9 protein-coding genes, 1 tRNA gene and 1 pseudogene are annotated in these 14753 nt (G+C 70.0%); 8 read left to right on the forward strand and 3 right to left on the reverse strand.

Translation table 11 applies throughout. The annotated features are described in order from the left end of the window. Window positions 1-17 precede the first annotated feature (17 nt). Window positions 18-1274 carry a formyl-CoA transferase gene (gene frc / locus F3T56_RS21185; protein WP_149826773.1) on the forward strand — a complete coding sequence of 419 codons (1257 nt, stop codon included), beginning with the start codon at window positions 18-20 and terminating at the stop codon, window positions 1272-1274. A 70-nt stretch (window positions 1275-1344) separates the two neighbouring features. Here frc and F3T56_RS21190 read toward each other — a convergent pair whose 3' ends face one another. Beyond that, window positions 1345-1764 carry a PAS domain S-box protein gene (locus F3T56_RS21190; protein WP_149826774.1) on the reverse strand — a complete coding sequence of 140 codons (420 nt, stop codon included), beginning with the start codon at window positions 1762-1764 and terminating at the stop codon, window positions 1345-1347. A gap of 278 nt (window positions 1765-2042) precedes the next feature. After that, entirely contained in the window at window positions 2043-3014 is a 972-nt protein-coding gene (locus F3T56_RS21195; RefSeq protein WP_149826775.1) for a 2-dehydropantoate 2-reductase, read from the reverse strand. Window positions 3015-3314: 300 nt separating this feature from the next. Between F3T56_RS21195 and F3T56_RS21200 the strand changes: the two genes are divergently transcribed. From F3T56_RS21200 to fusA, 3 genes and pseudogenes are all read left to right on the forward strand, one after another. Continuing rightward, the gene (locus F3T56_RS21200; RefSeq protein ID WP_149826776.1) at window positions 3315-3992 is read left to right on the forward strand and encodes a GntR family transcriptional regulator; all 678 of its coding nucleotides are present in this window, start codon (window positions 3315-3317) and stop codon (window positions 3990-3992) included. Window positions 3993-4152: 160 nt separating this feature from the next. Further along, window positions 4153-4237 (forward strand) — tRNA-Leu (locus F3T56_RS21205). Between the two features lie 393 nt (window positions 4238-4630). After that, a pseudogene (gene fusA / locus F3T56_RS21210) lies at window positions 4631-6701 on the forward strand (elongation factor G). 117 nt (window positions 6702-6818) lie between these two features. Here the strand turns inward: fusA and F3T56_RS21215 are convergent. Beyond that, window positions 6819-8189, reverse strand: coding sequence for a glycoside hydrolase family 43 protein (locus F3T56_RS21215; RefSeq protein ID WP_149826777.1), 1371 nt, complete (start codon window positions 8187-8189; stop codon window positions 6819-6821). Window positions 8190-8525: 336 nt separating this feature from the next. Here F3T56_RS21215 and F3T56_RS21220 point away from each other — a divergent pair, with 336 nt between their 5' ends. The 4 genes from F3T56_RS21220 (at window position 8526) to F3T56_RS21235 (ending at window position 14595) form a co-directional block, all read left to right on the forward strand. After that, on the forward strand, window positions 8526-9467 hold the full coding sequence (locus F3T56_RS21220) for a hypothetical protein (protein WP_246203737.1): 942 nt from the start codon (window positions 8526-8528) through the stop codon (window positions 9465-9467). A 74-nt stretch (window positions 9468-9541) separates the two neighbouring features. Continuing rightward, complete coding sequence (locus tag F3T56_RS21225) at window positions 9542-9991, forward strand: peptidase inhibitor family I36 protein (protein ID WP_149826778.1); 450 nt, start codon at window positions 9542-9544, stop codon at window positions 9989-9991. Window positions 9992-10091: 100 nt separating this feature from the next. Continuing rightward, entirely contained in the window at window positions 10092-10541 is a 450-nt protein-coding gene (locus F3T56_RS21230; protein ID WP_149826779.1) for a hypothetical protein, read from the forward strand. A gap of 163 nt (window positions 10542-10704) precedes the next feature. Continuing rightward, on the forward strand, window positions 10705-14595 hold the full coding sequence (locus tag F3T56_RS21235; RefSeq protein WP_149826780.1) for an nSTAND1 domain-containing NTPase: 3891 nt from the start codon (window positions 10705-10707) through the stop codon (window positions 14593-14595). Window positions 14596-14753 lie beyond the last annotated feature (158 nt).

The following is a 14753-nucleotide window of genomic DNA, read 5'->3' on the forward strand; positions in this document are numbered from 1 at the left end:
ACGAAAAGGAAGCAGACATGAGTGAAAAGCCGCTCGCCGGAATCAAGGTGATCGACTTCACCGGGGTCCAGGCCGGTCCCGCCTGCACGCAGATGCTCGCCTGGTTCGGCGCCGACGTCCTGAAGGTGGAGCGCCCCAACGGCGGCGACGTGACGCGCCGTCAACTCAGGGACATCGAGGACCTGGACGCTCTCTACTTCACGATGCTCAACAGCAACAAGCGCTCCCTCGCCATCAACACCAAGACCCCCGAGGGCAAGGAGGTCCTGGAAAAGCTCATCAGGGAAGCCGACGTCCTGGTGGAGAACTTCGGCCCGGGCGCGATGGACCGGATGGGCTTCCCCTGGGAGCGCATCCAGGAGCTCAACCCGCGCCTGATCTTCGGCTCGGTCAAGGGCTTCAACGACCAGTCGTCCTGGAACGACCTCAAGGTCTATGAGAACGTCGCCCAGTGCGCGGGCGGCGCCGCCTCCACCACCGGCTTCTGGGACGGCCCGCCGACCATCTCCGGCGCCGCCATCGGTGACACCAACACCGGTATGCACCTGGCGATCGGCATCCTCACCGCGATCATCGACCGGAACAGGACCGGCAAGGGCCAGAAGGTGTCCGTCTCCATGCAGGACGCCGTGCTCAACCTCTGCCGCGTCAAGCTGCGCGACCAGCAGCGCCTGGAGCGGGTCGGCTACCTGGAGGAGTACCCGCAGTACCCCAACGGCGAGTTCACCGACGTGGTGCCGCGCGGCGGCAACGCGGGCGGCGGCGGCCAGCCCGGCTGGGTGCTCAAGTGCAAGGGCTGGGAGACCGACCCGAACGCGTACATCTACTTCACCATCCAGGAGCAGAACTGGAAGCGCACCGCCGAGGCGATCGGTCACCCCGAGTGGGCCGAGGACCCGGAGTACGCCACCGCGCGCGCCCGCCAGAACCACATCTTCGAGATCTTCGAGGAGATCGAGAAGTGGCTCGCGGACAAGACCAAGTACGAGGCGGTCAACATCCTGCGTGAGTGGGAGGTGCCCTGTGCCCCGGTGATGAGCATGAAGGAGATCGCCTACGACGAGGACCTGCGCAAGAGCGGCACGGTCGTCGAGGTCGACCAGAAGGGCCGCGGCACCTACCTGACCGTCGGCAGCCCGGTGAAGTTCTCCTCCTTCAAGCCGGATGTCGCCGGTGCCCCGCTCCTCGGCGAGCACAGCTCCGAGGTCCTGGTCGAACTGGGCTACGACGAGGAGACCATCGGCCGGCTGAAGGAGAACGGCGTCATCGTCTGACCCCGGCCGTCCCACGCGAAAGCGGCCGTGGCCTTCGGGCCACGGCCGCTTCTCCCTTGTCCGGTGCGGCTCAGACCGTGGCCTCGGCCCGCCGCCGCATCAGCTCCCGCTCGCGTCGCGCGGTGACGTCCCGGATGACCGCACCGCAGTACGTGCTGCCGTCGGGGCCCGGCAGCATCACCACGCTGAACTCGATGGACAGCTTGCGGCCGTCCGCCGCCAGCGCGGGAACGTTCAGCAGGTCCGCCTCCCCGTACTTGCTGGACCCCCGGTCCATGGCCTCCTGGAAGCCGTCCCAGTGACGCTTGCGATGCCTCTCGGGGATGATGACGTCCAGACTGCGACCGTCCACATCGGCCGCCGGGAACCCGAAGATGCGCTCCGCACCCCGGTTCCAGTAGCGGATCAGTCCTTCACCGTCGATGATCACGATGCCGTCGGGCGCCTGGGCGGCCATTCCCAGCACCACCTCGGGATTCAGATCTTCCATGTCGCCTCCGAGCCGGGGCCATTGGATACTGAACGTACGACGGCAGTATACAGATAATCGTATACAGGATCCACTTCGCCTGATCGCCATCCGCGCCCGGCTCACATGACGGAGGCGGGACCCCGCCGACGCAGGGGGCGCTCCCCGCCGCAGAGGTCCCGCCGTCGTGCAGCGGGGGGCCGGTCAGCCCTGGGTGGCCGCGCCCCGCAGGGTGATGCGGTCCGCTCCCGCGTACACGTTCATGGAAGTGCCGTCCGGTATCGGCGAGTCGAGCCGTCTCATGCGGCGGTCCGGTGGGCGAGGAGGTCGCTGATGGCGTGGACGGTTCGGAGGGTGGGGACGTGGGTGCCGGTGATGTCGGCGAGTTCGATGACGGCCGTGAGGAGGACGTCGAGTTCGAGTGGTTTGCCGGCTTCGAGGTCCTGGAGGGTGGAGGTGCGGTGGTCGCCGACGCGTTCGGCGCCGGCGAGGCGGCGTTCGATGGATACGCCGACCTCGCAGCCGAGGGCTTCGGCGACGGCGAGGGTTTCTCGCATCATGGTTTGGATGACGTGGCGGGTGCCGCCGTGGTGGCACATCTGGCGCATGGTGGCGCGGGCCAGTGCGCTGATCGGGTTGAAGCTGATGTTGCCGAGCAGTTTGAGCCAGATGTCGTTGCGCAGGTCTTTTTCGACCGGGCATTTCAGCCCGCCGGCCTGCATGGCCTCGCTGAACGCACGGCAGCGGGCCGAACTGCTGCGGTCGGGTTCGCCGACGGAGAAGCGGGTGCCTTCCAGGTGGCGGACCACGCCGGGGGCGTCGAGTTCTGTGGCGGCGTAGACGACGCAGCCGATGGCGCGCCGCGGGGCGAGCACGGCGCTGACCGCCCCGCCGGGGTCGACGCTTTCGATGCGGTGGCCGTCGTGGGGTCCCCCGTGGCGGTGGAAGTACCACCAGGGGATGCCGTTCTGGGCGGCGATGACCGAGGTGTCCTTGTGGAGCAGGGGCTCGATGAGCGGCCCGCACGCCGCGTACGAGTTGGCCTTCAGCCCGAGGAAGACGTAGTCGACCGGGCCGATGTCGGTCGGGTTGTCGGTGGCGTGAGCGTGGGCGGTGAAGTCGCCGCGAGGGCTGAGGATCTTCACGCCGTGGCGCCTCATGGCCGCGAGGTGCGGTCCACGGGCGATGAGGTGGACGTCGGCTCCTGCGCGGTGCAGGGCGGCGCCGACGTAGGCGCCGATGGCTCCGGCGCCGAGAACTGCGACTTTCACTGGATGGCGCTCCGTTCGGTCGAGGGTGTACCGCGGAACTTGGAAAGTGTTGACGAAATATTGTCTACAGGATGGAACGTGGTGCAGCAAGGGTTCAGGACGGCGCCGGGCGGTCCTCGCATGCCTCGCGAGGTGCCCCGATCGCCTGCCCCACCGCGCCCGTGAGCTGCCGCCGCGCCTCGCCGCGACCGGCCCGACTCTGCTGTGTCCAGGCGTTTTGTGCGCCGTAGACTGTAGGCGAAAGCCAATTCATACTTGGCTCTCGCACACAGCGATGCCGCTGCTGACAAGGGGGCCGTGATGTTGTCGACGACAGGACTGCCGCAGGGTGCGGTGCCCAAGCTCGAACGACCCGGCCCGCTGCGTGACCGCGTCTACGAGGCGCTGCTCGAACTCATCACCACCCGTGCCCTCCAGCCCGGCCAGCACCTGGTCGAGAACGAGCTCGCGGGCCACCTCGGGGTCTCCCGGCAGCCGGTGCGCGAGGCACTCCAGCGGCTGAACACCGAGGGGTGGGTCGATCTCCGGCCTGCCCAGGGCGCGTTCGTGCACGAGCCCACCGAGGAGGAGGCCGACCAACTCCTCACCGTGCGCACACTGTTGGAGGCTGAGGCCGCCCGGCTCGCCGCCGCCAACGCGGGGGCCGCCGCCATCGACGCGCTGGAGGAGATGTGCGCGGAGGGCGAGCGCGCGGTCGCCGACGACGATGTGGACGCCGCGGTCGCGATGAACGCCCGGCTGCACGCGAAGGTGATGGAGCTGGCGGGCAACGCCGTACTGGCGGAGCTGGCCGCACAGGTCGACCGACGTGTCCGCTGGTACTACACACCGGTCGCCCGGCAGCGCGGCCGCCAGTCCTGGAACGAGCACCGTGAGCTGATCGCGGCGATCGCGGACCGCGACGAGCAGCGCGCCACGGCCGTCATGCGTGCCCACACCGAACACACACGGAAGAGCTACCACGAGCGGGAGAAGTAGGGATCCGGCCGCGGTCGGCTAGGGGGAGGGCTGCCTGGCCCGAGCGCGCGTCCGGGATCACTGCCGGGCCACGGATATGCAGGTGAAGGGCGCTCCGAAAGCTTGGTATTGTTGTCCATGTCGCCGCGGGGAACACCCCCGGCAAGGCGACAGACACCTGGTCCGGGTGGCGGAATGGCAGACGCGCTAGCTTGAGGTGCTAGTGCCCTTTATCGGGCGTGGGGGTTCAAGTCCCCCCTCGGACACATCAACCCCATCGACCGGTTTCCGGTCGGTGGGGTTTCTCGTTGTCCCGGGCCCGGCGCGGTCCGTCGCGTGCCCTCGAAAAATGCGGTGACCCCGCCCCGTCGTCCTCCCTAGACTCACCCCACCGAACGACGAGAGAGAGGGGAATCCGGCCATGCGTGAGCGCCCCGCTGTCGTCGTTCCCCGTTCCCTGTACGAGGTGATCCTCGTGTCCTCGTTCGTCCGGTGCCCGCTGCGCGGCCGGTACCGGATGTCCGTGACGAACGTCTGACGTCGAACCCATGTGACTGCGGCGGAGCGACAGCTCCGTCCGCGCGCATGCCCTTGCCGTCCGCCGTCCTCTTACGGGAATCGCGCTGTCCTGAAACAGAGCGTCCGAAAGGCCACGGGCCATGCGCAACAACATCGACAACCCTCTGACCGCCGTCCGCAACCTGGGCATCCTCGCCCATGTCGACGCCGGAAAGACGACCGTCACTGAGCGGTTCCTGTACGTGACCGGGACCACGCACAAGCGGGGTGAGGTCCATGACGGCACGACCGTCACCGACTTCGATCCGCAGGAGCGGGATCGCGGGATCACGATCTTCGCGGCGGCGGTGAGCTGTGACTGGGACGGTCATCGGATCAACCTGATCGATACGCCGGGCCACGTCGACTTCGCCGATGAGGTGGAGCGCTCGCTCCGGGTGCTCGACGGCGCGATCGCGGTGTTCGACGCGGTCGCGGGGGTCGAGCCGCAGAGCGAGTCGGTGTGGCGGCAGGCCGACCGGCACGGCGTACCGCGGATCGCCTTCGTCAACAAGCTGGACCGCGCGGGCGCCGACCTCGACGCGGCGGTCGAGTCCATCCGGGAGCGGCTGCATCCGGCGCCGCTGGTGGTGCAGTTGCCGATCGGCGCGGAGGACGGGTTCACGGGTGTCGTGGATCTGCTGCGTATGCGGGCGCTGGTCTGGGCCGACGGCGGTGACGTGGTCGAGGAGGGCCCGGTGCCGGACGCCTTGCGCGACGAGGCACAGCGACGTCGACGACGGCTGGAGGAAGCGGTGGCGGAACTCCATCCCGTGGCGCTGGACGAGTTCTGCGCCGAGTCGACGCTCTCCGCGGACACGCTGACCTCGGCGCTGCGCGACCTTACCCACACGGGTGAGGGCGTGGTCGTGCTGTGCGGCTCGGCCTACCGCAACCGCGGTATCGAACCGCTGCTCGACGCCGTCGTGGCCTATCTGCCGTCGCCGCTCGACGTACCGGCCGTACGCGGGACGCACGACGGTGCGGAACAGGAACGGGCCGCCGATGCTCAAGTACCGCTCGCGGCACTGGCGTTCAAGGTGAGCGCGACGGCCACGGGACGGCTGACCTACCTGCGGCTGTACTCGGGAACGATGCGGAAGGGAGACACCGTGCAGGACGCGGGTACGCGGCGCACCGAGCGGATCGGACGGATCCTGCGGGTCCAGGCCGACCGGCACGCCGAGTTGGACCGGGCGGTGGCCGGGGACATCGTCGCGGTGATCGGGCTGAAGTCGGCGCGCGCCGGGACGACGCTGTGCGCACCGGCGGCTCCGCTGCTCCTCGAACCGCCGTCCGTCGCCGATCCGGTGGTGTCGGTGGCGGTCGAGGCCCGCAGGAGTACGGACACCGACCGGCTGGCGACGGCGCTGGCACGGCTGGTCGAGGAGGATCCCTCGCTGGTCGCGCGGACCGACCCCGAGACCGGGCAGACGGTGCTGTCCGGCATGGGTGAACTGCATCTGGAGGTGGCGGTGGAGAAGATCCGGCAGACGTACTGCCTTGAGGTCGCCGTCGGCCGGCCGCGGGTGGCCTATCGCGAGACGGTCGTCCGTGGGGTGTCCGGGCTGGTCTTCCGGCACGTCAAACAGGACGGTGGGGCGGGGCAGTTCGCGCATGTCGTCCTGGATGTGGAGCCCCTGGAGGAGGCTGACGGCGGCGGCAGCGCCACTGGCTTCGCCTTCCGCTCGACCGTCGTCGGTGGTCGGGTGCCGCAGGAGTTCGTCCGCGCCGTCGAGGCGGGGTGTCGTGACGCCCTCGTCGAGGGGCCGCTCGGCGGTCACCCGGTGACCGGGGTGAGTGTCACCCTGACCGACGGCCACGCACTCCAAGGACTCCTCGGAGATGGCGTTCCGTACGGCTGGGCGGCTTGCGCTGCGGGAGGCGATGCGCGCGGGTGTGATGGGCCTGTTGGAGCCCGTCGCCGACGTCACCGTCACCGTGCCGGCGGATGCTGTGGGCGGGGTACTCGGCGATCTCGCGGCGCGGCGTGGCCGGGTGACGGACTCGGTCGCCCGGGCGGGGTCGGTGGTGATCACTGCCACCGTGCCGCTGGCGGAGCTGTTCGGGTACGCGACGAGGTTGCGTAGCCGGACGCAGGGGCGGGGGACGTTCACGACTCGGCCCGCGGGGTACGCTCCGGCGCCGAGTGCGGTGACCAGTGACCGCTGAGTGAGGTACGACGGCCCCACCTGCCCGGTGAGGCCGTCCGCCAGAGGGTTTTCGCCCCCGCCGCCCCTACCCGTCCCATCCCCAGGGGCGGGCGGCGGGGGCGAGATCATCGTGCGGTCAGGACCAGGGGCTCACCGCCGTGAAGGAGCTGTCGGCTCGGAAGGTGTCTGTGGCCTGGTACACGTCCACGCGCAGCTCGTAGTTGTAGTGGCGGAGGTAGCGGCCCGGGTAGTTGTACGACTCCAGACGGACGGAGCCGGACGTCGTGCCCGGGCGGGCGCAGTACGTGGCGTCCTTGTCGAAGACCGTCGTGCCGTTGTCCGTGTCGAAGCGGACGCGGAAGTCCCAGTGCCGCAGATAGCGGCCGGCGGAGTCTCGGAAGGAGTAGCAGTTGGCGTCCGCGAGGCCGGGCACGATCGTGAAGGTCGCGCTCTGCTTGACGGCGGTGGTGCTGGACGAGGTGACCGGGTCGACGTAACCGAGGCTGTCGGAGCGGACCACGGTGTAGCGGCTCGGGTAGTTCACGGACTGCAACGACCGGGTGGTGTTGGTCGGGAGCGTGACCCCGCCGGACACCGTCTCCTTCAGGACGGTCAGATGCCGTACGAAGCCGGTGAGGCCGGGCAGTTCGGTCGGGGTCGACCAGGTCGCGAAGTTGTCGTAGCTGTCGCTGTACCAGTACTTCCCGGCGCCGTAGGCGTCGTAGTAGATCCGCCAGCCGCCGTTGTCGAGCTGGACGAGCGCGGGACCCTCCATGCCGGAGCCGAAGCCCGCCCAGTTGCCCGTCTTCTGGAAGGTGTACGGGCCGGTGAGGCTGGAGGCGGTGGCGTACTCGATGTACTTCGTCGTCTCGTTCTTGGTGAACGCGTGGTACGTGGAGCCGATCTTGACGATGAAGGTGTCGATGTAGTTCGGGCTGATACCGGACAGCACGGTCGGCGTGGACCAGGCGGTGAGGGAGGAGTTCGTCGCCGTCAGCTTGTACGGCTTGAAGATCCACTCGCCGTCGGCCGCGATGGACGCGGACAGGATGATGTTGACGCTGCCGTTGCTGTCGACGAACCACTCCGGTGCCCAGGCGCGCTGGAGACCGCTGATCGGGACCGTGTAGTCGTACAGGAAGGTCCAGTTGAGGCGGTCGGTGGAGCGGGCGAAGCCGATGGTGGTGGACAGCGCCGACCAGGTGCGGGTGGTGTAGGTCAGGTAGTAGTAGCCGTCCGTGTGCTTGAAGATGCTGGGGTCACGGATCAGGCCGGACGGCGGGGTGTACGCCGGGCCCTTGCGGAGCGTGAACCCGGTCGCGTCCGGCGAGTCGTAGACGTACATGTTCGACTCGCTGCTGTTGGTGAACGCGGTCATCGTGTACCGCGTCGCCTGCCCGGCCGGCGGGTGGGCGGCTCCGGCCGGCCCGGCGAAGGCGGTGGTGAGGCCCAGCAGGGCGGCCACCGAGGTGAGGAGGGCGAGGACCGCCCTGAGGGTTCTGTTCAACGCTCGTCCCATTTCTGCGTGAACTGCCCTGAGGCGTGGGGTGTTGGTGGGGTGTTGTTCGAAATTTCGGCTCTTGTGCGGAACTTCGATCAGAAGATAAGAGGGGGGCATGTGCGCGTCAATGGATCGCGCAGGGATTGTGCGAGACGAGATTCCGTTTACTCCCCGCCCACGTCACCTGCGTTGCCTCCGGACCGGTGTTTGCCCAGGTCGTGACCGGTTTCCCGGGCGCTTCACAGGCGGGCAACAGGAAACCCGTCGACCCCGGTGAACAGCGGGGCAACTCTGGATTCGTCAGCACGCAGCGAGACGGACCAGCGAGGCCAAGGGGGACCCATGAGACGCACGCTCATGTCTCTGTGGGCAGTCGTGACGGTCGTGACGGCGGCCGCCGCGACCGGATGCACCGAGGACACCGACACGGGCAAGCCCGGTTCGGCCACCACGGCCGCCCGCCAGGCCCGGCCCCAGCCGCTGACCTGGCAGCAGGAACTGCGCGTCGACGACGCCCAGCAGCGCCTGACGAAGCAGTGCATGAACCGCCAGGGCTTCGACTACTGGGAGGATCGCACCCTGACCCTGCGCGAGAGCCGCCCGGTGCGCTACGTCCAGGACGACGTGGAGTGGGCCCGTACGTACGGGTACGGCGGCCGGCTCGACGCGAAGAACCAGAAGGTCCGTGAAAGCAACCCCATCGGCACCTACCGCCAGAGCCTCTCCGCGTCCCGGCGCGCCGCCTTCGACATCGCGCTCGACGGAGGCGACGACGCCCGCATGCTCACCGCGCCGCTGCCGGGGGGCAGCGGCGAGATCCGCAAGCGCATCGGCGGCTGTACGGAGGAGGCCGAGCGCAAGCTCTACGGCGACCCGGCCGAATGGTTCCGCACGGGCAAGGTCGCCACGGGCCTCAACGGCCTCTACGGCGAAGACCTGATGAAAGACCGCCGGCTCACTGCGGCGATCACGGCATGGTCCCGGTGCATGAAGAAGGCGGGACAGTCCTACAAGGACCCCCAGGCGGCCCGCGACGCCGTCCGGGTCAACACGAGCCGGCTGGGCGAGGCCCGCGCGGACGAGGCGTTCGCCGCCGAGCGGAAGACCGCCGTCGCGGACGCGACCTGCGCCCGCGAGACGTCCCTGCGGTCCGTGGCCTCGGCCCGGGAGACGTACTACGAAGACCGCCTGCGCGACCGATACGGCAAGGACGTCGACACCTACCGACGCCTCGGTCAGCAGGCCTACGACCGGGCGGTGCGCATCGTTCCGGAGCGCGACTGACCAACTCCCGTGCTCCGGGAGCGTTCACCGCCCTGCACCACCCACGCACACCAAACGAAACGAGGGGAAACACCATGCGCAAGTTCACCGTCACGGCAGCGCTCCTCGGGCTCACCGCCCTGGGCGTCGTCGTACCCGCCGCCACCTCGCAGGCGGCCGAGAGCACCGTCACCGGCCCCGTCTGTGACAGCAAGTGGGGTGCCCGCAACGGCTACATGTACGCCTGGGAGAACCTGGACTGCTCGGGCACCCTGCTGATCAGCACGGCGGGCAACAGCGACTGGTGGGTCGGCTCGCAGGACAGGGCCACGTCCGTCATGAACCGCGGCTACGTCGGCAGCCTGGACCACGTCGCGTTCTACCAGCACTCCGGCTACGGCGGCGGCCACGCCTGCCTCGCGCCGGGTGAGCTGTACGCCGACAACCTGACCGACAACCGGCTCACCGGCGGTGTCAGCGCGAACGACACCATCTCCTCGCACCGTTGGGTGAACCGGAGCGCCTGTGGGGCCTTCCTGACCTGATCCGTCCGACCGGTTGCGGGCGGCCCGGCGCCGACCACCCCGGGCTGCCCCGCCTCGTTCAATGGCACGTGAAGACTCCATCGCAAGGGGGGAACGTACGATGCGCAAGTTCGTCGTCACCGCGGCGGTCCTGGGGTTCGCCGCCCTCGGCCTCGCCCTGCCCGCCACGGTCGCGCAGGCGGCCGAAAGTGTCGTGGCCGGTCCCGTCTGTGACAGCAAGTGGGGTGCGCGCAACGGCATGTTCTACGCCTGGGACCTGCCGGACTGCCAGGGCGAACTCCTGATCGCCACCTCGGGGAACAACCCCGACTGGGGCGACGCCGGTAACAGGGCCTCTTCCTTCATGATTCGGGGCTACACCGGTGGCAGGGACCACGTCGCGTTGTACGACGGCGTCAACTACAGCGGCGGCTACGCCTGCCTCGCGCCGGGCGGGTTGTACGCCGACAACCTGACCGACAACCGGCTCAGCAGCGGCATCCTGGCGGACAACACCATCAGCTCGCACCAGTGGGTGACCAGGAACGCCTGCCCGGCCTTCCTGACCTGACCCCACCGACCCGAGAGCACGGACGTCCGGAACCGCATCGGCCCGCGGTTCCGGACGTTCGTGTTTTCGCCACTCCGGGTGAAAGGCTTGGTTGTCCTTACCACCCCACCAGTAACCTTTGGCATCCGCCGTATCACGGCCCGTACTGCCTTGGGGGACACCTATGGGGGACCCGCAGCTCGGAGACGAAGCAGACCACCGGAACGAACGGAACCGGAATGCGCCGACCACGCACTCCTTCCCCGCGCAACTGAGAAGACTCCGGCAGGAACGCGGCCTGTCGCTCACCGACCTCGCCCGGCAGACGCACTACAGCAAGGGCTACCTCAGCAAGATCGAGACCGGCACGAAGCGCGCGACCGTCGACGTCGCCCGCCTCTGTGACCAAGTCCTGTGTGCCGAGGGGGAGTTGCTGCGGCTGGTGGAGCAGGCGCAGCCCTCCGACGGCGATGTCTCGGCACCCTCCGAGCAGCAGTCCGGCGAGGCGTGTTCGTGTCCCTACCGCGGCCTGTCGGCGTTCACCCCGCAGGACGCGGAATGGTTCTTCGGCCGGGAGCGGGCGACGGCCGCACTGGTGGAGCGGATCTTCGAACGGGTCGGCAGCGGACCGCTGATGCTCGTCGCCCCGTCGGGCGCGGGCAAGTCGTCCCTGCTCAACGCCGGTCTCGTACCGGCCCTCCGACGCGGCGACCTCCCGATGGCCGGGGCCGACCGATGGCCGGTGGTGACGCTCACCCCCACCTCACGGCCGCTGGACGAACTGCTGGAGCGCACCGCCAAGGCGCTGGGCAGCGACCTCGGCATCACCGTGGACGACGTGCGGGAGAACCCCGACGCGCTGCTCGACGCCGTACGCGTCAGATCGGACGAGCCGCCGCCGGGCCCTGAGGGGCGGCGGCCACCGCACCCTCGACCGGTGCTGATCGTCGACCAGTTCGAGGAGTTGTTCACCCTCTGCTCCGACGAGGACGAACGTCGCTCCTTCGTCCGGGTGTTGAGCGCCCTGGCGACCTCCCGGCCGGAGGAGAGCGCGCACGATCCGGCCGTCGTGGTGCTCGGCGTACGCGCCGACTTCACCGGCAGCTGTCTGGAACTCCCCGAACTGGCCCCGGTCTTCACCGACGGGTTGTTCGTCCTGTCCCCGATGTCCGTGGCCGAGCTGCGGGAATCGATCACACGCCCGGCGGAACTCGCCGGGATCACCCTCGAACCCGGCCTCGTCCCGCTGCTTCTGCGCGACGCCGGGCTGCGCGACGAACCGGGCATGTCACAGCAGGACATGGGGATCGGCGCCGACGAGACGCCCTCCGGCGCGCTCCCCCTCGTCTCCCACGCACTGCTCGCCACCTGGCAGCGGCGCGAGGGGACCGCGCTGACCGTCGACGGGTACGAGCGGGCGGGCGGCATCCAGGGCGCGGTCGCGCGCACCGCCGAGAACGTGTTCGCGCGGCTGTACCCGGCTGAGCAGCGGACCATCCGCCGCATCCTGTCCCGGCTGGTGTTCGTCGCGGACGGAGCCGGGGCGACCCGCCGTCGGATGAGCCGGGTCGCCCTCATGGCCCAACTCGCCGACGCCGACGGGGCCGCCGCCGCGCTCGACGCCTTCGTCCGGGCTCGGCTCATCACCATGGACAGCGACACCGTCGAGATCACCCACGAGGCCCTGCTGCATGCCTGGCCCCGGCTGCGCGACTGGATCCACGCCGACCGGGCCGGACTGCTGCTGCACCAGCAACTGGCCCACGCGGCCGGCGAATGGGAGCGCGAGAACCGCGACCCGTCCGCCCTCTACCGGGGCACCCGGCTGGACACCGTACGGACCTGGGCCGACGAGTCGGACGGCCGGCGCAGGCTCGCACCCGGCGAGGAGGCCTTCCTGAGGGCCAGCCAGGCCGAGGAGGACGCCCGCCGGAAGCAGACCGTACGTCAGGTCCGGCTGCGGCAGTCCATGCTCGCCACGCTCGCCGTCCTGCTGGGGCTCGCCGTCACCGCCGGGGGGCTCGCCTACCAGCAGCGCGAGGGCGCCCTCGACCAGGAACGCGTCGCCCGTTCCCAGGCACTCGCCGTACGGTCCGCGTCCCTCGCGGGGGGCCAGCCGGAGGCGTCGATGCTGCTCGCGGAGGAGGCCTACCGGGCCGACACCACCGCCGAGGCGCGCGGCGCCCTGCTCAGCACCCAGTCGCAGCCCTTCTCCGCCCGGCTCGGCGGACACCGGGGGCCTGTCAACTGGGTGGCATTCTCGCCGGACGACCGGTTGCTGGCGACGGCCAGCTCCGACGGCACCGTCACCCTGCGGAGCGTCGCCGAAGGCCACCGGAGGCTCGCCGAGTTCACCGTCCCCGGGCGCGTGCGCTCGGTCGCCTTCAGCTCCGACAGCCGTACGGTCGCGGTGACGTCGACGGACGGGCCGGTGAGCCTGTGGGGCGTGGCCGACCACCAGCGGAAGGCGGTGCTCGCGGCGAGCACCAAGGGCGCCCGGGTGGTGTCCTTCGACCCCCGAGGCGGCGCGCTCGCCGTCGCGACCGCCGACGGAACGGTCGAACTCTGGGACACCGGGCGCACACCCCGGCTGACCGCCTCGCTCCCCGGCCACGAGGGAAGACTCAACGCGCTGCACCACTCGCCCGACGGCCGCACCCTGGTCTCCGCCGGCGCCGACCGGACCGTACGGCTCTGGGACACCGACCGCGCCCGCCCGCTCGCCGTGCTCAAGGGACACACCGACGAGGTGCTCGGCGCCGCGTTCTCCCCCGACGGGCGGAGCGTTGCCTCCGGGGGGATCGACCGGACCGTACGGCTGTGGAACGTGCGCGGGGGCAGTTTGACGGCGACCTTCGCCGGGAGCAGCGACGACATCAACGCCGTCGCCTACACACCCGACGGCACGACGGTCGCCGGCGCGGTCGGCGACGGAACGACCCGGCTGTGGGACGTGCGCAGCGGCAGGCAGACCGTCGTCCTCGCCGGGCACACCGACTACGTCCTCGGGGTGGCCGTGAACTCCGACGGTACCCTGCTGGCCACGGCCGGCTTCGACCAGTCCGTGGTCCTCTGGGACCTCGGCGGCCAGGTGCTGACGGCACGTCCGTTCACCGAGGTCTGGCAGGTCGCGTACAGCCGCGACGGGAAACTGCTGGCCAGCGCCGACGCCGATCACACCGTGCGGCTGTGGGACACGGCGAAACGCAGCCTCCTGAAGCAGTTCGAGGGGCACACCGAAACGGTCTTCTCCGTCGCCTTCTCCCCGGACGGCAAGATCCTGGCCTCGGCGAGCTCCGACGGCACCGTCCGTCTGTGGAACGTGACGAAACGCGAGCCCCTGGCGAAGCTGACGGGCCATGAGGGGGAGGTCTTCTCGGTGGCCTTCGCCCCGGACGGCCGGACCCTGTCCTCGGTCGGCGCGGACAACACGGTCCGCCTCTGGGACGTCTCCTCACGCCGGGGGCTCGCCACCCTCGACGGCCACGAGGACTACGCCAACGATGTTGCGTTCAGCCCCGACGGCCGCACTCTGGCCAGCGCCGGCGACGACCTGACCGTACGGCTCTGGGACGTCTCCACGCACCGCCCGCTGACCGCCCTCACCGGACACACCGGCGCGGTACGGGGCGTCGCGTTCAGCCCCGACGGCCGAACCCTCGCCAGCAGCGGCAACGACGGCACCGTACGCCTGTGGGACGTCCGCGAACGCCGCTTCGAGGCCGCCCTCACCGGCCACACCGGCTCCGCCCGGGCCATCGCCTTCAGCCCCGACGGCCGAACCCTCGCCAGCAGCGGCAACGACCGTACGGTGCGCCTGTGGGACGTCGCCGGACGGCGGCCCTGGGCGATGCTCACGGGCCACACGAACGCCGTCTGGGGTGTGGACTTCGCCCCGGACGGGCGGACGGTGGCGAGCAGCAGCACCGACGGCACCGTACGGCTGTGGGACCTCGACCCCGGGACCCGGCTGGCGGAGATCTGCCGGCTGCGCGCCGACCTCGGCCCCGACGAACGCGAGTCACTGCTGCCCGGGGTGCCCCTCTCGGCGGGAACGGCCTGTCCCCGCGGCTGAGGGCCAACTGCCCTGTTCGGAGGGGGTTTCCCAGATGTTTCCCGGTTGCCCGATTCGGTGGGGCGACACCTGGACCTCGACGAGCGGGGCGTACGCCCAGCAGGCTGCTGCTCGACCACTCCACACACGTCGGCACCGACTACGAAACGGGGGTCCCG

Source organism: Streptomyces tailanensis (genome assembly GCF_008386495.1).
GTDB classification, from domain to species: domain Bacteria; phylum Actinomycetota; class Actinomycetes; order Streptomycetales; family Streptomycetaceae; genus Streptomyces; species Streptomyces tailanensis.